Consider the following 22,985-nt stretch of genomic DNA (forward strand, 5'->3'; position numbering starts at 1 on the left):
GCACCCCAACTAATCTGTATCAGGCTGAAAATCTTCTCTCTTGTCCACCAAAACAGCTTTGGCGTTGTAAGGTTAAGCCTCACGGTTCATTAGTATCGGTTAGCTCAACGTATCGCTACGCTTACACACCCGACCTATCAACGTCGTCGTCTTCAACGTTCCTTCAGGACTCTCAAGGAGTCAGGGAGAACTCATCTCGGGGCAAGTTTCGTGCTTAGATGCTTTCAGCACTTATCTTTTCCGCATTTAGCTACCGGGCAATGCCATTGGCATGACAACCCGAACACCAGTGATGCGTCCACTCCGGTCCTCTCGTACTAGGAGCAGCCCCCTCAATTCTCCAGCGCCCACGGCAGATAGGGACCGAACTGTCTCACGACGTTCTAAACCCAGCTCGCGTACCACTTTAAACGGCGAACAGCCGTACCCTTGGGACCTACTTCAGCCCCAGGATGTGATGAGCCGACATCGAGGTGCCAAACACCGCCGTCGATATGAACTCTTGGGCGGTATCAGCCTGTTATCCCCGGAGTACCTTTTATCCGTTGAGCGATGGCCCTTCCATTCAGAACCACCGGATCACTATGACCTGCTTTCGCACCTGCTCGCGCCGTCACGCTCGCAGTCAAGCTAGCTTATGCCATTGCACTAACCTCCTGATGTCCGACCAGGATTAGCTAACCTTCGTGCTCCTCCGTTACTCTTTGGGAGGAGACCGCCCCAGTCAAACTACCCACCAGACACTGTCCGCAACCCGGATCACGGGTCTACGTTAGAACATCAAACATTAAAGGGTGGTATTTCAAGGTTGGCTCCACGCAGACTGGCGTCCACGCTTCAAAGCCTCCCACCTATCCTACACATCAAGGCTCAATGTTCAGTGTCAAGCTATAGTAAAGGTTCACGGGGTCTTTCCGTCTTGCCGCGGGTACACTGCATCTTCACAGCGAGTTCAATTTCACTGAGTCTCGGGTGGAGACAGCCTGGCCATCATTACGCCATTCGTGCAGGTCGGAACTTACCCGACAAGGAATTTCGCTACCTTAGGACCGTTATAGTTACGGCCGCCGTTTACCGGGGCTTCGATCAAGAGCTTCTCCTTACGGATAACCCCATCAATTAACCTTCCGGCACCGGGCAGGCGTCACACCGTATACGTCCACTTTCGTGTTTGCACAGTGCTGTGTTTTTAATAAACAGTTGCAGCCAGCTGGTATCTTCGACTGATTTCAGCTCCACGAGCAAGTCGCTTCACTTACCATCAGCGTGCCTTCTCCCGAAGTTACGGCACCATTTTGCCTAGTTCCTTCACCCGAGTTCTCTCAAGCGCCTTGGTATTCTCTACCTGACCACCTGTGTCGGTTTGGGGTACGATTTGATGTTACCTGATGCTTAGAGGCTTTTCCTGGAAGCAGGGCATTTGTTACTTCAGCACCGTAGTGCCTCGTCATCACACCTCAGCGTTAACAGAAGTCCGGATTTACCTAAACTTCCCGCCTACATGCTTAAACCGGGACAACCGTCGCCCGGCTAACATAGCCTTCTCCGTCCCCCCTTCGCAGTAACACCGAGTACAGGAATATTAACCTGTTTCCCATCGACTACGCCTTTCGGCCTCGCCTTAGGGGTCGACTCACCCTGCCCCGATTAACGTTGGACAGGAACCCTTGGTCTTCCGGCGAGCGGGCTTTTCACCCGCTTTATCGTTACTTATGTCAGCATTCGCACTTCTGATACCTCCAGCAACCCTCACAGGCCACCTTCAACGGCTTACAGAACGCTCCCCTACCCAACAACGCCTAAGCGTCGCTGCCGCAGCTTCGGTGCATGGTTTAGCCCCGTTACATCTTCCGCGCAGGCCGACTCGACCAGTGAGCTATTACGCTTTCTTTAAATGATGGCTGCTTCTAAGCCAACATCCTGGCTGTCTGTGCCTTCCCACATCGTTTCCCACTTAACCATGACTTTGGGACCTTAGCTGGCGGTCTGGGTTGTTTCCCTCTTCACGACGGACGTTAGCACCCGCCGTGTGTCTCCCGTGATAACATTCTTCGGTATTCGTAGTTTGCATCGGGTTGGTAAGTCGGGATGACCCCCTAGCCGAAACAGTGCTCTACCCCCGAAGATGAGTTCACGAGGCGCTACCTAAATAGCTTTCGGGGAGAACCAGCTATCTCCCGGTTTGATTGGCCTTTCACCCCCAGCCACAAGTCATCCGCTAATTTTTCAACATTAGTCGGTTCGGTCCTCCAGTTAGTGTTACCCAACCTTCAACCTGCCCATGGCTAGATCACCGGGTTTCGGGTCTATACCCTGCAACTTAACGCCCAGTTAAGACTCGGTTTCCCTGCGGCTCCCCTATACGGTTAACCTTGCTACAGAATATAAGTCGCTGACCCATTATACAAAAGGTACGCAGTCACCTAACAAGTAGGCTCCCACTGCTTGTACGTACACGGTTTCAGGTTCTTTTTCACTCCCCTCGCCGGGGTTCTTTTCGCCTTTCCCTCACGGTACTGGTTCACTATCGGTCAGTCAGGAGTATTTAGCCTTGGAGGATGGTCCCCCCATATTCAGACAGGATACCACGTGTCCCGCCCTACTCTTCGAGTTCACAACGTGTGCATTTTAGTGTACGGGGCTATCACCCTGTACCGCCGGACTTTCCAGACCGTTCCACTAACACACGCGCTGATTCAGACTCTGGGCTCCTCCCCGTTCGCTCGCCGCTACTGGGGGAATCTCGGTTGATTTCTTTTCCTCGGGGTACTTAGATGTTTCAGTTCCCCGGTTCGCTTCTGTTAAGCTATGTATTCACTTAACGATAGTGTGACGAATCACACTGGGTTTCCCCATTCGGAAATCGCCGGTTATAACGGTTCATATCACCTTACCGACGCTTATCGCAGATTAGCACGTCCTTCATCGCCTCTGACTGCCAGGGCATCCACCGTGTACGCTTAGTCGCTTAACCTCACAACCCGAAGCTGTTTCGTAAAACAGTCCGCGTTGCGAAAATTTGAGAGACTCGAACACACCATTTTTCCTTTCTTATTACGGAGAAAGGAAACAGTGTGTCGTTTCAATTTTCAGCTTGATCCAGATTTTTAAAGAGCAAATATCTCAAACGTGATTCCGGAGAACCAGTTTTGAGATATTGAGGTCGGCGACTTTCACTCACAAACCAGCAAGTGGCGTCCCCTAGGGGATTCGAACCCCTGTTACCGCCGTGAAAGGGCGGTGTCCTGGGCCTCTAGACGAAGGGGACACTGAAGTCTCAATCGCAAGACGCCTTGCTATTTACTTTTCATCAGACAATCTGTGTGAGCACTACAAAGGCAGGTTCTTCAGGTAAGGAGGTGATCCAACCGCAGGTTCCCCTACGGTTACCTTGTTACGACTTCACCCCAGTCATGAATCACAAAGTGGTAAGCGCCCTCCCGAAGGTTAAGCTACCTACTTCTTTTGCAACCCACTCCCATGGTGTGACGGGCGGTGTGTACAAGGCCCGGGAACGTATTCACCGTAGCATTCTGATCTACGATTACTAGCGATTCCGACTTCATGGAGTCGAGTTGCAGACTCCAATCCGGACTACGACATACTTTATGAGGTCCGCTTGCTCTCGCGAGGTCGCTTCTCTTTGTATATGCCATTGTAGCACGTGTGTAGCCCTACTCGTAAGGGCCATGATGACTTGACGTCATCCCCACCTTCCTCCAGTTTATCACTGGCAGTCTCCTTTGAGTTCCCGGCCGGACCGCTGGCAACAAAGGATAAGGGTTGCGCTCGTTGCGGGACTTAACCCAACATTTCACAACACGAGCTGACGACAGCCATGCAGCACCTGTCTCAGAGTTCCCGAAGGCACCAAAGCATCTCTGCTAAGTTCTCTGGATGTCAAGAGTAGGTAAGGTTCTTCGCGTTGCATCGAATTAAACCACATGCTCCACCGCTTGTGCGGGCCCCCGTCAATTCATTTGAGTTTTAACCTTGCGGCCGTACTCCCCAGGCGGTCGACTTAACGCGTTAGCTCCGGAAGCCACTCCTCAAGGGAACAACCTCCAAGTCGACATCGTTTACAGCGTGGACTACCAGGGTATCTAATCCTGTTTGCTCCCCACGCTTTCGCACCTGAGCGTCAGTCTTTGTCCAGGGGGCCGCCTTCGCCACCGGTATTCCTCCAGATCTCTACGCATTTCACCGCTACACCTGGAATTCTACCCCCTCTACAAGACTCAAGCTTGCCAGTTTCAAATGCAGTTCCCAGGTTGAGCCCGGGGATTTCACATCTGACTTAACAAACCGCCTGCGTGCGCTTTACGCCCAGTAATTCCGATTAACGCTTGCACCCTCCGTATTACCGCGGCTGCTGGCACGGAGTTAGCCGGTGCTTCTTCTGCGAGTAACGTCAATCACTAAGGTTATTAACCTTAATGCCTTCCTCCTCGCTGAAAGCTTACTTTACAACCCGAAGGCCTTCTTCATACACGCGGCATGGCTGCATCAGGCTTGCGCCCATTGTGCAATATTCCCCACTGCTGCCTCCCGTAGGAGTCTGGACCGTGTCTCAGTTCCAGTGTGGCTGGTCATCCTCTCAGACCAGCTAGGGATCGTCGCCTAGGTGAGCCATTACCCCACCTACTAGCTAATCCCATCTGGGCACATCTGATGGCATGAGGCCCGAAGGTCCCCCACTTTGGTCTTGCGACGTTATGCGGTATTAGCTACCGTTTCCAGTAGTTATCCCCCTCCATCAGGCAGTTTCCCAGACATTACTCACCCGTCCGCCGCTCGTCACCCAGAGAGCAAGCTCTCCTGTGCTACCGCTCGACTTGCATGTGTTAGGCCTGCCGCCAGCGTTCAATCTGAGCCATGATCAAACTCTTCAATTTAAGTTTGATGCTCGTGAATTAAACTTCGTAATGAATTACGTATGTTCACTCAGAGACTTGGTATTCATTTTTCGTCCGAGGACGTTAAGAATCCATGTCACTTTGAGTGCCCACACAGATTGTCTGATAAATTGTTAAAGAGCAGTTGAAACGCGGCTTTCGCTCACCGTTTCGAGGTCCCGTATAATACGTTTTCCTCATTCAGAGTCAAGCGTTTATTTTCGCTTTTCTCTGTCAGAATTTCCGGAGAAACCCTGATGACCCGGCGGCTTGCTTGCCGTTGTTCCGTGTCAGTGGAGGCGCATTATAGGGAGTTCTGAGACGTTGACAAGCCCTGTTTTAAAAAAACTTTTCAACCGTCTTTTTTTTCACCAAAACGATGCGTAACGTGGCAAAAAACCAGCGTTTTGCCGTTTAAACCAACGAAAGCGACCATCCGATGGCATACTGATACCGTAAAAAAGAGAAAGGAACGACATTTATGTCATTAAGCGCACAGCAACTGGCGGCACAAAAGAACATCTCCTGGGTATTAGCGGAGAAACTGGCTCAAAAAATCCTGACCGGTGAATACCCGCCAGAAAGCATCCTTCCCGGCGAAATGGATCTCGGTGAACAGTTCGGTGTTAGCCGTACCGCGGTACGAGAAGCGGTCAAGACGCTCACCGCAAAAGGGATGCTGTTGCCACGTCCACGCATCGGTACCCGCGTCATGCCACGTAGTAGCTGGAACTTTCTCGACAAAGAGCTGCTGTCATGGTGGCTAACGGAAGATAATTTTGAAGACGTGGTCTCCCATTTCCTAGTCATGCGCAGCAGTCTGGAGCCACAAGCCTGCTTTCTGGCCGCGACAACCGGAAGCCCGGAACAAAAGGCTCAGCTCAATACCTTAATGGAAGAGATGGCGCAGTTGAAAAGACGCTTTCAGCGTGAACGCTGGATTGAAGTCGATATGGCCTGGCACGAACACATCTATGAGATGAGCGGGAATCCGTTCCTGATTTCCTTCGCCTCGCTGTTTCATTCGGTTTACCACACCTACTTCACTTCTATTACCCAAAATGAAGTGGTGAAGCTGGATCTCCACCAGGCTATCGTTGATGCCATTCAGGATAGCGACGGCCCACGAGCGCTTAACGCCTGTCAGACGTTATTGAACGCACCACACCATTCAGGCAAATAACAAGGGTTTCGCATGACCGAGAAGAAAGGGCGTAGTATGGCCGGGCTGCCGTGGATTGCGGCAATGGCCTTTTTTATGCAGGCACTCGATGCCACCATTCTGAACACCGCCCTTCCTGCCATCGCGCACAGTCTCAACCGTTCGCCGCTGGCTATGCAGTCCGCCATCATCAGCTACACATTAACGGTCGCCATGCTTATCCCGGTCAGCGGATGGCTGGCTGACCGTTTTGGTACCCGCAAAGTTTTTATTATCGCTGTCGGCCTGTTTACGCTTGGCTCGCTGGCCTGCGCCCTTTCCAGCTCGTTGATGGAGCTGGTTATCTTTCGCGTCATTCAGGGGATCGGCGGCGCCATGATGATGCCGGTGGCGCGCCTCGCATTATTAAGAGCCTACCCGCGTAGCGAACTACTGCCGGTACTGAACTTCGTCACCATGCCGGGACTCGTCGGCCCCATTCTTGGGCCGGTACTCGGTGGCGTGCTGGTGACCTGGGCCAGCTGGCACTGGATTTTCCTCATTAATATTCCTATCGGCATTATCGGCATCCTTTACGCACGCAAATATATGCCGGATTTCACCACCCCACGCCGTCGTTTTGATACCACCGGTTTCCTGTTGTTTGGTTTAAGCCTGGTGCTGTTCTCCAGCGGTATCGAACTGTTCGGTGAAAAAATTGTTGCGACATGGATTGCGCTTTCCGTTATCGCCCTGAGCGTCATTTTACTGCTGGCCTATATCCGCCACGCACGTCGCCATCCTACACCACTGATCTCGCTGTCATTATTTAAGACACGGACCTTCTCCGTGGGGATTGCCGGAAATCTGGCGACTCGCCTGGGGACCGGCTGCGTGCCGTTTTTGATGCCGCTGATGCTGCAGGTCGGTTTTGGCTATCCGGCGATTGTCGCCGGCTGCATGATAGCCCCCACCGCCATCGGTTCTATTATTGCGAAATCGACCGTGACGCAGATTCTACGGTGGCTTGGTTATCGGAAAACGCTGGTTGGTGTGACGCTGTTTATCGGCGTGATGATCGCCCAGTTCTCATTCCAGTCTCCGGGCATGCCGGTCTGGATGCTATTGCTGCCGCTGTTTGTACTGGGGATGGCGATGTCCACCCAGTTCACCTCGATGAATACCATCACGCTGGCTGACCTGACCGACGACAACGCCAGCAGCGGCAATAGCCTGCTGGCCGTCACTCAGCAGCTATCGATTAGTCTCGGAGTCGCGATCAGTGCAGCCGTGCTGCGTTTTTATGAAGGGTTTGAGAGCGCCGATACCATCGAGCAATTCCACTACACCTTTATTACGATGGGGGCGATTACCGTGGTATCAGCGCTGACCTTTATGCTGCTAAAGGCCAAAGATGGCCGCAACCTGATAAAGGAACGGCACCAGCGTTAGACGGAGCCGCGAACAACCAGCTCCGGGGTAAGCTGAACGCGCTGCTGTTTCTGCCCCGGATCGGCCATGCGATGAATCAGCACGTCGATGGCCAGTTCGCCCAGCTCATCTTTGGGTTGATGAATAGTGGTCAGCGGTGGCGTCATATAGCGCGCCAGTTCGATATCGTCATATCCCACCAGCGCCATATCCTGCGGGATGCGCAGCCCGGCCTGATAAAGCGATTGATACGCTCCCACCGCCATCGCATCGTTGCCGACAAACACCGCCTGCGGTCGCTCGGGCAATGCCAGTAACGCTTGCATGGCGCTAAATCCGCCGCCAAATTCAAAATCGCTGGTAATGACATAGCCTTCAGCCACGGTGAGTCCGGCGCGGGCCATTGCCGCATGATATCCCTCCAGTCGCAGACGCGACGGGGTTTTATCCAGCGGCCCAGCGATACAGGCAACCCGGGTATAGCCTTTATCAATTAAGTACTGCGTCGCCATATCGCCGCCCAGCAGCGAGTTATCCTGGATCAGATCGCTGTCACCATCAAACGGCGCCCAGTCCATCATCACCGTCGGTACCGATGGGTAGCGCTGCATAATTTCTGGCGACGGTTGGTGTGTTTCGGTGCACAGCAGTAATAATCCATCGACGCGTTTTTGCATCAGCGTCTCAAGATTGCGGTTCATGCGCTGCTCATCGCCTTCGGTGTTACACAGCACCAGACTGTAGCCGCGTTCAAAACAGCTGCGCTCTACGCCGCGCACCAGCTCCGAATAGAACGGGTTGGTACTGGCGGTGATCAGCATGCCAATCGTCCGGGTCTGGTTGAGTTTGAGGCTGCGCGCCAGCGCAGACGGCGCGTAATTAAGATGTTTTATCGCCGCATCGACTTTGGCCGTGATCGCTTCGCTGACGAAGCGGTCTTTATTAATGACGTGAGACACTGTTGAAGTGGAAACGCCCGCTTCGCGGGCTACATCCTTCATGGTAGCCAAGCGTTACCCCTGTTGACGTAAAAACTCGTCGATCTCTTTGCGCCATGGAACCGAAGGCTGCGCGCCTTTGCGGGTAACGGCAATGGCGGCAGCGGCGTGGGCAAAGCGGATCGCTTCATCCAGCGCGGTGCCTTCCAGTAACGCCGTCACGACGGCACCATTGAAGGTATCGCCTGCGGCAATGGTATCGATGGCCTGGACTTTAAAACCGGCAACCCGACGACCTTCGCCTTCACGGCTAACCCATACTCCGCGGCTGCCGAGCGTAATCATCACAATGCCGATGCCTTTTTCATGCAGTACGCTGGCCGCTTTTGCCGCATCGTCATCGTTTTCAACATGGATACCGGTCAGCTTTTCCGCTTCGGTTTCGTTGGGGGTAATGATATCCACTAGCGAAAGCAACGCATCGGGCAGTTCACGCGCCGGTGCCGGGTTTAGTACCACGGTAGTTTTATGCTGGTGAGCGATGGTGGCTGCCGCCAGGACGCTTTCCAGCGGAGATTCCAGCTGCATCAGCAGCGCCTGTGCGCCTGCAATCCGTTCTTTTTCTGCTTCCACCTGGGCCACAGAGAGCGCGGCATTCGCACCGGCATGAATACCGATGACATTCTCACCTTCAGCATTAACAAAGATCAGCGCCACGCCGGTCGATTGGTCTTTTATCGCACGCACAGGTGTCACATCGATGTTATCGCGCTCCAGCTGACGACGAACGCGCTCGCCAATATCGTCATCACCGGTGCAGGCAATAAACGCAATATCCGCTCCGCTTCGCCCGGCAGCAACGGCCTGGTTGGCCCCTTTACCACCGAAAGCCACCTGATAGTGCTGGCCGGTGACGGTTTCGCCCGGCGTCGGGAAAGATTCAAGGTTAAGAATGTGATCGGCATTGATGCTGCCAAGGACGACAAGTTTGCCTGAGGTTTTCATTATTTCTGTTCCCGGGAAAGCGCGCCACCGGACTCCGGTGGCGCATGCCCTGCTTTTCTTTTTTATGTTGTCCCTCGGACCGTTTCCGGTCCGAATCGCATATCACTGCTTAATGACCAGTTTCAGCTCAACCGGATAGCTGGCATCCACTTTCTCACCCTTCAGCACTTTATCAGCAGTCTCGACGCCTTTCACGCCGATCTGCTCTGGCAACTGGGCGATAGTCGCTGCCAGTTTGCCACTGTTTACTGCTTTTTCGCCATCCGGCGTGCCATCAAATCCAACCACCATCACATCGGATTTACCAGCAGTTTGCAATGCGCGCAGCGCACCAAGCGCCATTTCGTCGTTCTGAGCAAACACCGCTTTCACATCAGGATGCGCCGTCAGCAGGTTCTGCATGACGTTCAAACCTTTGGTACGATCGAAGTCCGCCGGCTGGCTGGCCAGCACATTGAATTTGTGTGCTGCAACGGCTTGTTTAAAGCCTTCACCACGCTCGCGCGCCGCAGAAGTTCCGGCAATACCTTGCAGTTCAATAACTTTAGCGCCTTCGCCGGCTTTTTTGGCGATGTAGTCGCCGGCCATTTTACCGCCCAGCACGTTATCGGAAGCAATATGGCTGACTACGTCGCCTTTTGCCGCCTGGCGGTCAAGGGTGATCACCGGGATTTTCGCCTGGTTGGCCATCTTCACCGCGTTACCAACCGCATCAGAATCGGTCGGGTTGATCAGCAGCAGCTTCGCGCCACGCACCGTGAGGTCCTGGACGTTCGCCAGCTCTTTCGCCGGATTGTTTTGTGAATCCAGCACTACCAGGTTGTAGCCCAGTTTGTCTGCTTCTTTCTGCGCCCCTTCTTTCAATGAGACGAAGAACGGGTTATTCAGGGTCGAGATAACCAGGGCGATGGTGTCTTTCGCCATCGCATTGGCGCTGACGGTTGCACTGAGGGCTACAGCAGATACCAGGGTCGCCAGTTTTTTCATATTCATAGTTAAGATGTCCTGTAGAGTTCTTAGTTACTGCTTTTTGTTGTCTACCAGCACCGCCAGCAAAATCACCACCGCTTTCACGATCATCTGGTAATAGGAAGAAACGCCTAACAAATTCAGTCCGTTGTTCAGGAAGCCAAGGATCAACGCACCGATCAGTGTCCCGACGATACGGCCCTTACCACCGGCGAGGCTGGTGCCGCCAAGCACAACGGCCGCAATCGCATCCAGTTCATAACCGGTACCCGCCGTCGGCTGCGCGGAAGACAGACGCGCCACTTCGATAATCCCCGCCAGGGATGCCAGCAGGCCGCACAGCGAGTAGACGATGATTTTGACTTTATTGACGCTGATGCCGGACAAGCGGGTTGCCGCTTCGTTACCACCCAGCGCGTAGATATAACGACCCAACCGCGTATGGTGCAGCATGTACCAGGCCGCAAGAAACACGATCGCCATAATCCACACCGGCGTCGGGATGCCTAACGGTCGGCCGATACCAAACCAGCCAAACAGGTCGGCATTATCGGTGAACCCGGTGTTAACCGGACTACCATTGGTGTAGACCATCGTCACGCCGCGTAGCAGCAGCATCATCACCAGCGTGGCAATAAAAGCCTGCACACGCCCTTTCGCCACAATGACGCCGGTGACCGCACCAATTGCCGCGCCTAACGCCAGTGCACCGGCAATCGCCACCAGCGCATTGACCTCCAGGCCCACAATCGACGCGGCAACCGCGCCGGTTAACGCCAGCAGAGAACCGACGGACAGGTCGATCCCTGAGGTCAGAATGACCAGCGTCATCCCGACGGCCATAATGGCGTTAACCGACGTCTGTTGCAGGATATTGAACAGGTTATTGACGGTAAAAAAGTTAGGGCTCATGGTCGACACAATCGCTATCAGCACCAACAGAGCAATTAACGATTTTTGCTCCATCAGCCATGCTTTGGTGAAATAGCGGCGACCAGAAACAGCCTGGGTTGTCATCTTTTTTACTCCTGATTCACACGGTTAAGCTTGCCCACAGCGGCAGCCATCAATACTTCCTGGGTGGCCTGCTCGCGTGTAAATTCACCGCCGAGATGCCCTTCATGCATCACAATGATGCGATCGCTCATGCCTAACACTTCCGGCATCTCCGAGGAGACCAGAATGATGCTCAGACCATCGGCTTTAAACTGGTTAATCAGCTGGTAGATCTCTTTTTTCGCCCCGACGTCCACGCCGCGGGTGGGCTCATCAAGGATCAACACTTTTGGCCGCGTCATCAGCCCGCGGGCTATCGCCACTTTCTGCTGATTACCACCGGAAAGCAGGCCAATCGCCTGTTCCATTGACGGCGTTTTCACATTGAATAAGCGGATAAAGTCGCTCACCGCCTGTTGTTCATCGCTGTGTTTCAGGCGACCACCGGCATGGCTGAAATAGCGCAGCGCAGTTAAAGACATGTTTTCTTTCACCGACATGCCGAGCACTAAACCATCGCGCTTACGGTCTTCGGAGATATAGACAATACCGTTTGCCAGGCCATCCTGAGGGGAGCGGGTCACCACCTCATGCCCGTCGAGGGTGACGGTACCGCTGTGCCGCGCCAGCGCGCCGTACAGCACTTTCATCAGCTCGGTTCGTCCAGCGCCCATCAGCCCGGCGACGCCGAGGATTTCCCCCTGACGCAGGGTGAAAGTGACATTTTCAACGCCCGGCCCGCACAGGTTGTCTACCTTGAGACGAATCGCCCCCGGCGCTTTATCCAGATGCGGATACTGATCTTCCAGCTTGCGGCCGACCATCATTTCAATCAGCAGATCTTCATTAAGGCTGGCGACTTCACGCTCGGCGATAAACTGCCCGTCGCGGAAGACCGTCACATCATCGCAAATCTCGAAGATCTCTTTCATGCGGTGGGAGATATAGACGATCCCGCGCCCTTGCGCTTTTAACTCGCGAATGACGCGGAACAGGGATTCAGTTTCGGTATCGGTCAGGGCATCGGTTGGTTCATCCATAATGATGACCTTCGACTCGAAGCTCAGCACTTTGGCGATTTCAACCATCTGCTGATCGCCAATCGACAGATCGCCCACCAGCTTCTGGCTGTTAAAGCGTAAGTTCAGCTTCGCCAGCAGCTTGTCGGCTTCGGCATACATCGTTTTCCAGTCAATTTTGCCAAACCGGTTAACGAACTCACGACCGAGGAAAATATTTTCCGCGATCGTCAGTTGAGGAATCAGGTTCAGTTCCTGATGGATAATGCCGATACCGGCTTCCTGAGAGGATTTCGGGCCGTTGAAGGTGACCTCTTTCCCCAGCCACAGGAGGGAGCCGGCATCGCGGGCATAGATACCGGTCAGCACCTTCATCATGGTGGATTTGCCAGCACCGTTCTCCCCGACCAGCGCCATCACGCGGCCAGCATAGACATTGAGCGAGGCGCCAGAGAGCGCCTTCACGCCAGGGAACGCTTTATCGATCCCTTTTAATTGCAGTAAGGCTTCCATATCGGCGACCTCAGAACGTCACGCCGGCACAGAGAATAACGTTCGCATACGGGGAACACTCCCCGCTGCGAATCACCGCCTGACTCTCAGCGGTTTGTTTTTTGAACTGCTCATGACTGGTGTAACGAATATCAATGATATTTCCCTGGTGTTGCTGCAGCTGCTCGAGGTGAGTGAGCAACGTCGCATGGAGCTGCGGATTATGCGTTTTGATCTCTTCCGCCAGGACTGCCGCTTCAACCTGCATTTCCGCCGTAACCACCTCCAGAACCTGCATAAAGGAGGGAACGCCCTGAGTTAGCGCCATATCAATGCGCGTGCTGCTGTGAGGAACCGGTAAACCAGCATCACAGACCACCAGCGTATCGGTATGACCCAGGCGCGAGATAACCGAGGAAATATCAGCGTTAAGTACGGTGCCTTTTTTCATTTTTCTCTTTTGCTCCATTAGCGAAACGTTTCGCTGAGGTTAGTATTGTCAATAAACGAGCGGAAAACCATCATCAGAGGAGAGAAATGTGATCGCCATCGAAACGTTTCGCAAACGCGGACAGGAAATGTGAAGCGGGGCAAAAGGTAACAAAAAGCCCTTCACGAGGAAGGGCTTCAGGAACATCAGATTTCGACCTGGGTACCCAGTTCGATAACCCGGTTTGGCGGGATTTCGAACTGATCCGGCGCCCTCAGGGCATTGCGCTGCAGCAGGAGATACAATTTCCCGCGCAGGCGCAGGTACCACGGCCGCTTGCCGATAATCAGCGATTCATGCGACATAAAGAACGAGGTTTCCATCATCCGACAGCTCAGGCCTTCCAGCCCGCAGCGGTGGAACACTTCTTCAACGTTCGGCGTTTCGCGCCAGCCGTAGCTGGCAACCACGCGCCAGAACGACGGAGAAATCTGCTCAATCTGGACCCGACGCACATTGTGTACATAAGGCGCGTCTTCGGTCCGCAACGTCAGGAGGATCACCCGCTCGTGCAGCACCTTGTTGTGCTTGAGATTATGCAGCAGGGCAAAAGGAATCACGTTCAGCGCGCGAGACATATACACCGCGGTTCCCGGCACGCGAACCGGCGGCGATTTTTCCAGGGAAGAGATCATCGCTTCCAGCGAGTTGCCGTGTTCGTGCATACGACGCAGCAGGCGGAAACGCTCGCTCTTCCAGGTCGTCATCACCGTGAACATCACCAGCCCCAGCGTCAACGGCAGCCAGCCACCGGACACTATCTTATCGAGGTTGGCCGAGAACAGCGGCAGGTCAATGCACATGAAGCCGATAAGCAACAACGCCACCACGAACTTATTCCAGTGCCAGTTTTTACGCGCGACAGTGGTGAAGAGGATGGTCGTCAGCACCATGGTTCCCGTCACCGCAATACCGTACGCCGCCGCCAGGTTGGAGGAGTGCTCAAAGCTGATGATGACAATCACCACCGAGACGTACAGCAGCCAGTTGATAAACGGGATATAAATCTGGCCCGATTCCATTTCCGAGGTATGGATGATGCGCATCGGCGACAGGTAACCCAGACGAACCGCCTGGCGCGTCAGGGAGAAAACGCCCGAAATAACCGCCTGCGACGCGATAACCGTCGCCAGCGCGGCGAGGATCAGCATTGGGATCAGCGCCCATTCCGGCGCCAGCAGGAAGAAGGGGTTTTTAATCGCTTCCGGGTGCTTTAGCAGCAGCGCCCCCTGGCCGAAGTAGTTGAGCACCAGCGAGGGCAACACCACTGAAAACCACGCTAAGCGAATCGGCAATTTACCGAAGTGTCCCATGTCAGCATACAGCGCCTCGACACCGGTAATAGAAAGCACCACCGCCCCCAATGCCACGAAGGAGACAGTTTTATATTCCATAAAGAAATGGAAGGCCCAGTAAGGGTTAAGCGCCTGCAGCACTTCCGGGTTGGCCAGAATGCTTCTTGCACCCAGCACTGCCAGCAGCAGGAACCAGATCAGCATAATCGGTGCGAACAGCTTCCCGACCATACTGGTGCCGTGCTTTTGAATAGCAAACAGCAGCGTCAGCACGATAATGGAGATGGGGACAATCCAGGTATCCAGATTCGGGGCAATAATCTCCAGACCTTCAATGGCCGACATCACCGAGATAGCCGGCGTGATGACCACCTCACCATAGAAGAAGCTGCCGCCAATCAGGCCAAGGATCACCAGAACCGATGTCATTCGTGCAGACGTGTTACGTCCCGCCAACGACATCAACGTCAGGATCCCCCCTTCGCCGGCGTTGTCAGCACGCATAACGAAGGTGATATATTTGAGTGATACGGTAAAGATTAACAGCCAGAAAATCAGCGACAGAAAGCCAAAAACAGCATCACGTTCAACGCCAAACCCAAACTGACCAGACAAACATTCTCGAAGTGTATACAGCGGGCTGGTACCGATATCACCATATACCACGCCGATGGCTGCCAGCGTAACGGCTGGCAACGATTGCTTATTATCAGTGCTCATAGACTAGTCTTTTCGTTTATAAAACAAATGTGTGCCTAGTCCCTTGGCCCACAAAAAGCGCACAGTATGCACGATTATTTGCTGAATCGTACCCCTAACTGACATCATATTAATCTGACTCAAAGAAAATAAATCGATTCTTCAGGCTATTACCATACCCAATCAAACATCTATACTCGACTCAATAACGACACATGAAAAAGCACGCAACTCAATTATGGCTCAATCACATTTACTGGCAGAAAGAATTTCCCGGCTAAGTGCCTCGCTGGAAAAAGGTTTGTTCGAACGCAGCCACGCAATACGACTTTGCCTGCTCGCCGCGCTCAGCGGAGAAAGCGTTTTTTTACTTGGCCCGCCGGGCATCGCGAAAAGCCTGATCGCCCGCCGCCTCAAGTTCGCCTTCCAGCAAGCCCGCGCTTTTGAATACCTGATGACCCGCTTTTCCACCCCGGAAGAAGTTTTTGGCCCCCTCTCGATCCAGGCACTGAAAGACGAAGGACGCTACGAGCGCCTGACCACCGGCTACCTGCCGGAAGCTGAAATTGTGTTCCTCGACGAGATCTGGAAAGCAGGCCCGGCAATCCTCAACACCTTGCTGACTGCCATCAACGAACGTCACTTCCGCAATGGCGCGACGGAGGAAAAAATCCCCATGCGTCTGCTGGTGGCGGCATCAAACGAATTACCGGAAGCGGACAGTAGTCTTGAAGCACTTTACGATCGCATGCTCATCCGCTTGTGGCTGGATAAGGTTCAGGATAAGACAAATTTCCGTTCTATGCTGGTCAGCCAGCAGGATGAAAACAGTAACCCGGTCCCCACCAGCCTGCAGATCAGTACTGAGGAGTTTACCCAGTGGCAGCATGATATCAGTGGCGTGAAGCTGCCGGATAGCGTGTTTGAGCTGGTGTTCCAGCTGCGCCAGCAGCTGGATACGCTGCCTGACGCGCCTTATGTCTCCGACCGTCGTTGGAAAAAGGCCATTCGTCTGTTGCAGGCCAGCGCCTTCTTCAGCGGCCGCGACACCATTGCCCCAATTGACCTGATCTTGCTGAAAGATTGCCTGTGGCACGATATCAAAAGCATGAATTTGATGTCACAGCAGCTGGAAGCCCTGATGACCAGCCATGCCTGGCAACAGCAGGCCATGCTGACCAAACTGGGGGCGATTACCCAACGACGCATTCAAATCCAGCAGCAGCACAGCGACAAGACCGCGTTGAAAGTAACGCGCCTTGGCGGGATGTTCAGTCGTAAACCTCACTATGAACTGCCTGCAGAGCTGCAGGAAGCCACGCTGACTTTACTGCTCCAGCAGCCGCTTAAACTGCACGATATCAACGTTATCCACATTACTTTTGTACGCGAAGAGCTGTCGCACTGGCTGGAAAAAGGCGGTGAGATCCGCGGCAAGCTTAACGGCATTGGTTTCGCACAGCTGTTAACTATCGATGTCGATGCCAGCCAGCATCTGGTGGTGCGCGACGTCAGCCTGCAGGGTTCCCGCCTCTCGTTACCCGGCAGCGAATCGCAGGAAAATATGCCGGCAGAAATCAGGCAGCAGCTGGAGGCGCTGGATGACGAGTGGCACCAGCAACATAACCGCTTCAGCGAACAGCAAAAATGTCTGTTCATTCCTGGCGACTGGCTTGGGCGTATCGAAGCCAGCCTGCAGGACGTCGGGGCGCAGATTAAGCAGGCACGTCAGCCATGACGCTGGATATGCTGAATGTCATGCTGGCAGTCAGCGAAGAGGGGATGATCGAAGAGATGCTGCTGGCGCTGCTGGCCTCCCCTCAGCTTGCCGTATTCTTCGAAAAATTCCCGCGCCTGAAAAACATTATTGCTGCCGATATCCCGCGCTGGCGGGAGTCGATCCGGGCCCGGCTCAAAGAGACTCATGTCCCGCCAGAGCTGGATGCGGAAGTGCAAAGCTATCAACGTGCGCAATTGCTCTCCACCTCGCAGTTCATCGTCCAGCTCCCGCAGATCCTTAACGGTCTACGCAGTCAGCACTCACCATTTGCCGCCCAGGCGCAGCAGCTGGTGGATGACAACACCACCTTCACTCCCGCACTGCATACCCTCTTTTTACAGCGCTGGCGCCTGAGCCTGGTGGTCCAGGTGACCTCCCTCAACCAGCAGCTGCTGGACGAGGAGCGGGATCAGTTGCTCAGTGAAGTACAGGAACGCATGACCCTCAGCGGCCAGCTGGAACCGGTGCTGGTGGAAAACGATAACGCCGCGGGGCGGCTGTGGGATATGAGCGCCGGCGAACTGAAGCGCGGTGACTATCAGTTGATCATCCGTTACGGTGATTTTCTTAGCCAGCAGCCGGAATTAATGCAGCTGGCTGAACAGCTCGGTCGTTCACGAGAAGCAAAATCGGTCCCCAAAAAAGAGGCGCCAATGGAAGCCTTCCGTAGCCTGGTCCGCGAACCGGCCACGGTACCGGAACAGGTTGATGGCCTGCAGCAGAGTGACGATATTTTACGCCTGCTTCCGCCGGAGCTGGCGACGCTTGGGATCACCGAGCTGGAATTCGAGTTCTACCGCAAGCTGGTGGAAAAGCAGTTGCTGACCTATCGGCTGCACGGCGACGCCTGGCGGGAAAAAATCACCGAGAGGCCGGTCACCCGGCAGGATGTCGACGAACAGCCGCGCGGGCCGTTTATCGTCTGCGTCGATACCTCCGGTTCGATGGGCGGTTTCAACGAGCAGTGCGCCAAGGCATTTTGCCTGGCCTTAATGCGGGTGGCGCTGGCGGATAATCGCCGCTGCTTTATTATGCTGTTCTCCAGCGAAGTCGTGCATTACGAACTGACGGGTCCCGAGGGGCTTGAGCAGGCGATCCGCTTCCTGAGCCAACGTTTTCGCGGCGGTACCGATCTAGCCAGCTGTTTCCGATCCATTATTGAGCGCATGCAAAACCCGCAGTGGGTGGATGCCGATGCAGTGGTGATTTCCGATTTTATTGCCCAGCGTCTGCCGGATGAGGTGATTAATCAGGTAGGGGAACTGCAGCGCAAACACCAGCATCGCTTTCATGCGGTGGCGATGTCGGTACATGGCAAACCCGGCATTATGCGCATCTTCGATCATATCTGGCGCTTTGATACCGGGTTGCGTAGCCGCCTGCTACGACGCTGGCGGCGTTAACAAACTTCGTGAAGGTCTATTAAAGAAGCGCGTCCACGCTCTCACGAACCTGAGCAGGCCACACGCCACACTGCACCTGGCCGATATGGTCAAGCTGCAGCAGCAACATGGTCAGACGGGACTGGCCAATACCGCCACCGATAGTCTGCGGCATCTCACCGCGCAGCAGCGCCTGGTGCCACTCCAGCTTCAGGCGATCTTCGTCACCGGTGATCGCCAGCTGGCGTTTCAGCGCGTCGGCATCCACGCGGATCCCCATGGAAGAGATCTCAAACGCGTCTTCCAGAACCGGGTTCCACACCAGGATATCGCCATTCAGGCCGCTAAAGCCTTCATCAGCTGAAGTGCTCCAGTCATCATAATCCGGCGCACGAACATCGTGACGCTGACCATCAGAGAGCTTACCGCCAATACCGATAAGGAATACGGCACCCAGCTCTTTGGCAATCGCCCGCTCACGCCCTTTGGCGTCGAGGCCCGGATAGCGGCTCAGCAGCTCCTGGCTATGAACAAACTGAATCTGCTCTGGCAGGAACGGTGCCAGACCAAACTCTTTACATGCCGCGGCTTCGGTCGCTTTGATCCCGGCGTAGATCGCCTCTACGGTCGATTTCAATGTCCCGACGTGGCGTTCACCATCCCCCATCACGCGTTCCCAGTCCCACTGGTCGACGTAAACAGAGTGAATAGCGGTCAGTCGGTCTTCATCGGGGCGAAGGGCTTTCATGTGCGTGTAGAGCCCTTCGCCCGCGCTGAAGTCGTGTTGCCCCAGGGTTTGACGTTTCCATTTCGCCAGCGAATGAACCACTTCGAACTGAGCGTCTGGCAGTGTTTTCACTTTAACCTGAACCGCTTTCTCGCTACCAGAGAGGTTGTCCTGAGTCCCGTCTCCCACGCGGCTTAAAATAGGTGCCTGGACTTCAATCAGACCAAGCTTCTCTTCCAGCTGGCGGGAAAAGTGCGACTTAACGAAACTAATCTGGCGTTGTTTTGCGATGTATGCGGTTTTCATTTTTTTTAACTCCTGCGTCCTGTTGGTATTGATTAAGCAACAAAACAGGCCACCAATTCAATAATCAAACAACAAAAAGCCGGGTTCACTTTTGATTCATTAAAATATCGAGCTAATATAGAAAGAATCATTAAACATCATAAGAAAAACCTATGGAAAATTATCAGATCGACAATCTGGACCGCGGCATCCTCGAAGCATTAATGGCCAATGCGCGCACGGCGTACGCGGAACTGGCCAAACAGTTTGGCGTCAGCCCCGGCACCATCCATGTGCGCGTAGAGAAGATGAAACAGGCCGGGATCATTACCGGCGCTCGCATCGACGTGAATCCTAAACAGCTCGGCTACGACGTCTGCTGCTTTATCGGCATCATTTTGAAAAGCGCCAAAGACTATCCTTCCGCGCTGGCCAGGCTCGAAAGCCTCGACGAGGTCACGGAGGCTTACTACACCACCGGGCACTACAGCATCTTTATAAAGGTGATGTGCCGCTCGATCGATGCCCTGCAACAGGTACTTATCAACAAGATCCAAACAATCGATGAAATTCAGTCCACCGAGACCCTGATCTCCCTGCAGAACCCGATCATGCGGACCATCCGCCCGTGATCGGGCTTTTTTAATCCCACATTTTCCACAGGTAGATCCCAGCTCACACACAGCGTACAATGTGCCACTCTGAATAATTGAGCAGGCGATCATGGCAGACATTACGCTTATCAGCGGCAGTACCCTGGGCAGTGCGGAATATGTAGCGGAGCATCTGGCTGAAAAGCTGGAAGAGGCGGGTTACAGCACCGAAATCCAGCACGGTCCGTTGATCGAGGATCTGCAGGCAGAAGGGATCTGGCTGGTTATCTCCTCGACTCATGGTGCAGGTGATATCCCTGATAACCTGCTGCCGTTCTTTGAAGCCATTCAGGAACAACGCCCAGACCTGTCTGCCGTGCGTTTTGGCGCCATTGGTATTGGCAGCCGGGAATATGACACCTTCTGCGGAGCCATCGACAAGATCGACAGCGCCCTGAAAGCGTGTGGCGCAAAACAGATCGGCGAAACGCTGAAGATAAATGTGCTGGAACATGAAATTCCGGAAGATCCGGCAGAGATTTGGGTCGGATCCTGGAAAGATTTACTCTGAGTTTTGTAAAGATCGTCCGTTTTTCTGTGTATAACTATGCTTAAAAGCTCTGATCAACCGGTAGTTATCCAAAGAATAACCCTTGCTCGCTTTTTGGGCTGTGCATAACCCTTCATTTTGATCCCAGCTTATACGGAACAGGATCACCGATCATTCACAGATAGTGATCCTTCTTAACCGGTTGATCTTAAACTGCGGATCCGGCTTATCCACAGACAAGCTCGATCCTAATAAGAGATCACAATAAAACAGATCTCTAAATAAAAGATCTTCTTTTTAATACTCAAGATCCCGGAGCTTTCTCGATCGACTAAAGTTGAGTAGAATCCACGGCCCGGGCTTCAATCCATTTTCAAACCGCTTTATGCGAGGCATACCACCATGTTTTATCAGGATCCTTTTGACGTCATCATCATTGGCGGGGGTCATGCAGGCACTGAGGCCGCGATGGCCGCAGCGCGAATGGGTCAACAGACCCTGCTTTTGACACACAATATCGACACTCTGGGGCAGATGAGCTGCAACCCGGCGATTGGCGGCATTGGGAAAGGACACCTGGTAAAAGAAGTGGATGCACTTGGCGGCCTGATGGCGAAAGCGATCGACCAGGCAGGCATTCAGTTTAGGATACTAAACGCCAGCAAAGGCCCGGCGGTACGTGCCACCCGAGCACAGGCCGACCGCGTACTCTATCGCCAGGCGGTTCGTACGGCGCTGGAAAACCAGCCAAACCTGATGATCTTCCAGCAGGCGGTTGAAGATCTGATTGTCGAAAACGATCGTGTTGTCGGCGCAGTGACCCAGATGGGCCTGAAATTCCGCGCCAAAGCGGTGGTCCTGACCGTAGGAACGTTCCTCGACGGTAAGATCCACATAGGTCTGGATAACTACAGCGGTGGCCGTGCAGGCGATCCGCCGTCTATCCCGCTTTCTCGTCGCTTGCGTGAACTGCCGCTGCGCGTCAGCCGTCTCAAAACCGGGACGCCGCCGCGTATTGACGCCCGTACTATCGACTTTAGCGTGCTGGCGCAACAGCATGGCGACACCCCAATGCCGGTCTTCTCGTTCATGGGATCCGCGGATCAGCATCCGCGTCAGGTTCCGTGCTACATCACGTATACCAACGAGAAAACCCACGACGTGATCCGCAATAACCTCGATCGCAGCCCGATGTACGCCGGAGTGATTGAAGGGATCGGCCCACGTTATTGCCCGTCGATCGAAGACAAAGTGATGCGCTTTGCCGATCGCAACCAGCATCAGATCTTCCTCGAGCCGGAAGGGCTGACCTCAAACGAAATTTATCCGAACGGTATCTCCACCAGCCTGCCATTCGATGTACAGATGCAAATTGTTCGCTCGATGCAAGGCATGGAGAACGCCAAAATCGTTCGCCCAGGCTACGCTATTGAGTACGACTTCTTCGATCCACGCGATCTGAAGCCGACGCTGGAAAGTAAATATATCCACGGCCTGTTCTTTGCCGGTCAGATCAACGGGACTACCGGATACGAAGAAGCCGCTGCCCAGGGTCTGCTTGCTGGCCTCAACGCCGGTCGCTTCTCCGCCGAAAAAGAGGGCTGGGCGCCAGCGCGTTCTGAAGCCTACCTGGGCGTACTGGTCGACGACCTGTGCACGCTTGGTACCAAAGAGCCGTACCGTATGTTTACCTCCCGCGCAGAGTATCGTCTGATGCTGCGCGAGGATAATGCCGATCTGCGCCTGACCGAACAGGGTCGTGAGCTGGGTCTGGTCGATGATGAACGCTGGGCGCGTTTCAATCAGAAGCTGGAAAGCATCGAACTTGAGCGTCAGCGTCTGAAATCCACCTGGGTTTATCCGGCGGCAGACAGCGTCGAAGCCGTTAACGCGCATCTGAGCGCGCCGCTTTCTCGCGAAGCCAGCGGCGAAGATTTACTCCGCCGTCCGGAAATGACCTACGAGCAGCTGGTCCAGCTGCCACCGTTCGCGCCGGGCCTGGGAGATACGCAGGCCGCAGAACAGGTCGAGATTCAGGTTAAATACGAAGGCTATATTGCGCGCCAGCAGGAAGAGATCGAAAGGCAGCAACGTAATGAGAATACGATACTGCCGGCGACCCTTGATTACCGCCAGGTCATTGGGCTGTCGAATGAAGTCATTGCCAAGCTCAACGATCACAAGCCGTCTTCGATCGGCCAGGCTACCCGTATTTCAGGCGTGACCCCTGCGGCGATCTCCATTTTGCTGATCTGGCTGAAAAAACAGGGCATGCTGCGCCGTAGCGCATAATCTATT

The 22,985-nt window shown here is 54.1% G+C and carries 15 protein-coding genes, 1 tRNA gene and 2 rRNA genes; 7 read left to right on the forward strand and 11 right to left on the reverse strand.

The genetic code is table 11. The annotated features are described in order from the left end of the window. Positions 1–68: 68 nt before the first annotated feature. The 3 genes from ACMYSP_RS12305 to ACMYSP_RS12315 form a co-directional block, all read right to left on the reverse strand. Positions 69–2,974 (reverse strand): 23S ribosomal RNA (locus tag ACMYSP_RS12305). Between the two features lie 218 nt (positions 2,975–3,192). Continuing rightward, positions 3,193–3,268, reverse strand: a tRNA-Glu gene (locus ACMYSP_RS12310). An 84-nt stretch (positions 3,269–3,352) separates the two neighbouring features. Further along, positions 3,353–4,895 (reverse strand): 16S ribosomal RNA (locus ACMYSP_RS12315). The 16S and 23S rRNA genes sit together here with 1 tRNA gene alongside, the layout of an rRNA operon. A 481-nt stretch (positions 4,896–5,376) precedes the next feature. Between ACMYSP_RS12315 and ACMYSP_RS12320 the strand changes: the two genes are divergently transcribed. Beyond that, positions 5,377–6,078: a FadR/GntR family transcriptional regulator gene (locus ACMYSP_RS12320; RefSeq protein ID WP_123756951.1), complete on the forward strand. Its 702-nt coding sequence runs from the start codon at positions 5,377–5,379 to the stop codon at positions 6,076–6,078. Positions 6,079–6,090: 12 nt separating this feature from the next. Further along, positions 6,091–7,488, forward strand: a complete 1,398-nt coding sequence (gene mdtD, locus ACMYSP_RS12325) for a multidrug transporter subunit MdtD (RefSeq protein WP_434586974.1) — start codon at positions 6,091–6,093, stop codon at positions 7,486–7,488. Here the strand turns inward: mdtD and rbsR are convergent. The 7 genes from rbsR to kup all read right to left on the reverse strand — a co-directional run bounded on the left by rbsR (position 7,485) and on the right by kup (position 15,391). Next, positions 7,485–8,468 (reverse strand): ribose operon transcriptional repressor RbsR, encoded by a 984-nt coding sequence (rbsR, locus tag ACMYSP_RS12330; RefSeq protein ID WP_434587071.1) that lies wholly within the window; start codon positions 8,466–8,468, stop codon positions 7,485–7,487. The genes mdtD and rbsR overlap by 4 nt on opposite strands. Before the next feature lie 12 nt (positions 8,469–8,480). Then, positions 8,481–9,413: a ribokinase gene (gene rbsK, locus ACMYSP_RS12335; RefSeq protein WP_434587072.1), complete on the reverse strand. Its 933-nt coding sequence runs from the start codon at positions 9,411–9,413 to the stop codon at positions 8,481–8,483. Between the two features lie 99 nt (positions 9,414–9,512). Next, positions 9,513–10,403: a ribose ABC transporter substrate-binding protein RbsB gene (rbsB, locus tag ACMYSP_RS12340; RefSeq protein ID WP_434586975.1), complete on the reverse strand. Its 891-nt coding sequence runs from the start codon at positions 10,401–10,403 to the stop codon at positions 9,513–9,515. Positions 10,404–10,430: 27 nt separating this feature from the next. Then, positions 10,431–11,396 (reverse strand): ribose ABC transporter permease, encoded by a 966-nt coding sequence (gene rbsC, locus ACMYSP_RS12345; protein ID WP_123756956.1) that lies wholly within the window; start codon positions 11,394–11,396, stop codon positions 10,431–10,433. A 5-nt stretch (positions 11,397–11,401) separates the two neighbouring features. Further along, a complete protein-coding gene (gene rbsA / locus ACMYSP_RS12350; protein WP_434586976.1) occupies positions 11,402–12,907 on the reverse strand; it encodes a ribose ABC transporter ATP-binding protein RbsA in 1,506 nt (501 codons plus the stop codon). Between the two features lie 10 nt (positions 12,908–12,917). Next, positions 12,918–13,337 carry a D-ribose pyranase gene (gene rbsD, locus ACMYSP_RS12355; protein WP_434586977.1) on the reverse strand — a complete coding sequence of 140 codons (420 nt, stop codon included), beginning with the start codon at positions 13,335–13,337 and terminating at the stop codon, positions 12,918–12,920. Between the two features lie 185 nt (positions 13,338–13,522). Continuing rightward, positions 13,523–15,391, reverse strand: a complete 1,869-nt coding sequence (gene kup, locus ACMYSP_RS12360) for a low affinity potassium transporter Kup (RefSeq protein WP_123756959.1) — start codon at positions 15,389–15,391, stop codon at positions 13,523–13,525. Between the two features lie 217 nt (positions 15,392–15,608). Between kup and ravA the strand changes: the two genes are divergently transcribed. Both ravA and viaA read left to right on the forward strand, forming a co-directional pair. Then, the gene (ravA, locus tag ACMYSP_RS12365) at positions 15,609–17,108 is read left to right on the forward strand and encodes an ATPase RavA (RefSeq protein ID WP_434586978.1); all 1,500 of its coding nucleotides are present in this window, start codon (positions 15,609–15,611) and stop codon (positions 17,106–17,108) included. After that, positions 17,105–18,553 carry an ATPase RavA stimulator ViaA gene (viaA, locus tag ACMYSP_RS12370; protein ID WP_434586979.1) on the forward strand — a complete coding sequence of 483 codons (1,449 nt, stop codon included), beginning with the start codon at positions 17,105–17,107 and terminating at the stop codon, positions 18,551–18,553. Before ravA ends, viaA begins: the two co-directional genes overlap by 4 nt. Positions 18,554–18,572: 19 nt before the next feature. Here viaA and asnA read toward each other — a convergent pair whose 3' ends face one another. Continuing rightward, the gene (asnA, locus tag ACMYSP_RS12375) at positions 18,573–19,565 is read right to left on the reverse strand and encodes an aspartate--ammonia ligase (RefSeq protein WP_434582369.1); all 993 of its coding nucleotides are present in this window, start codon (positions 19,563–19,565) and stop codon (positions 18,573–18,575) included. A 152-nt stretch (positions 19,566–19,717) separates the two neighbouring features. On the opposite strand from asnA, the gene asnC reads away from it, so the two are divergent. From asnC to mnmG, 3 genes are all read left to right on the forward strand, one after another. After that, positions 19,718–20,176, forward strand: coding sequence for a transcriptional regulator AsnC (gene asnC / locus ACMYSP_RS12380; RefSeq protein WP_045853727.1), 459 nt, complete (start codon positions 19,718–19,720; stop codon positions 20,174–20,176). A gap of 91 nt (positions 20,177–20,267) precedes the next feature. Further along, positions 20,268–20,708 (forward strand): FMN-binding protein MioC, encoded by a 441-nt coding sequence (gene mioC, locus ACMYSP_RS12385; RefSeq protein ID WP_434582370.1) that lies wholly within the window; start codon positions 20,268–20,270, stop codon positions 20,706–20,708. 381 nt (positions 20,709–21,089) lie between these two features. Continuing rightward, on the forward strand, positions 21,090–22,979 hold the full coding sequence (gene mnmG, locus ACMYSP_RS12390; protein ID WP_434582371.1) for a tRNA uridine-5-carboxymethylaminomethyl(34) synthesis enzyme MnmG: 1,890 nt from the start codon (positions 21,090–21,092) through the stop codon (positions 22,977–22,979). The last annotated feature ends 6 nt before the right edge of the window (positions 22,980–22,985 follow it).

The sequence above is a fragment of the Klebsiella sp. R390 genome, from assembly GCF_051131745.1.
GTDB lineage: Bacteria > Pseudomonadota > Gammaproteobacteria > Enterobacterales > Enterobacteriaceae > Klebsiella.

Bases quoted from the DNA above. Each gene is read 5' to 3' on its own strand.
- mioC (WP_434582370.1), top strand. From the start codon at position 20,268: ATGGCAGACATTACGCTTATCAGCGGCAGTACCCTGGGCAGTGCGGAA.
- kup (WP_123756959.1), bottom strand. From the start codon at position 15,391: ATGAGCACTGATAATAAGCAATCGTTGCCAGCCGTTACGCTGGCAGCC.
- rbsC (WP_123756956.1), bottom strand. From the start codon at position 11,396: ATGACAACCCAGGCTGTTTCTGGTCGCCGCTATTTCACCAAAGCATGG.
- asnC (WP_045853727.1), top strand. From the start codon at position 19,718: ATGGAAAATTATCAGATCGACAATCTGGACCGCGGCATCCTCGAAGCA.
- ACMYSP_RS12320 (WP_123756951.1), top strand. From the start codon at position 5,377: ATGTCATTAAGCGCACAGCAACTGGCGGCACAAAAGAACATCTCCTGG.
- mdtD (WP_434586974.1), top strand. From the start codon at position 6,091: ATGACCGAGAAGAAAGGGCGTAGTATGGCCGGGCTGCCGTGGATTGCG.
- rbsD (WP_434586977.1), bottom strand. From the start codon at position 13,337: ATGAAAAAAGGCACCGTACTTAACGCTGATATTTCCTCGGTTATCTCG.
- rbsA (WP_434586976.1), bottom strand. From the start codon at position 12,907: ATGGAAGCCTTACTGCAATTAAAAGGGATCGATAAAGCGTTCCCTGGC.
- asnA (WP_434582369.1), bottom strand. From the start codon at position 19,565: ATGAAAACCGCATACATCGCAAAACAACGCCAGATTAGTTTCGTTAAG.
- rbsR (WP_434587071.1), bottom strand. From the start codon at position 8,468: ATGAAGGATGTAGCCCGCGAAGCGGGCGTTTCCACTTCAACAGTGTCT.
- viaA (WP_434586979.1), top strand. From the start codon at position 17,105: ATGACGCTGGATATGCTGAATGTCATGCTGGCAGTCAGCGAAGAGGGG.
- mnmG (WP_434582371.1), top strand. From the start codon at position 21,090: ATGTTTTATCAGGATCCTTTTGACGTCATCATCATTGGCGGGGGTCAT.
- ravA (WP_434586978.1), top strand. From the start codon at position 15,609: ATGGCTCAATCACATTTACTGGCAGAAAGAATTTCCCGGCTAAGTGCC.
- rbsB (WP_434586975.1), bottom strand. From the start codon at position 10,403: ATGAATATGAAAAAACTGGCGACCCTGGTATCTGCTGTAGCCCTCAGT.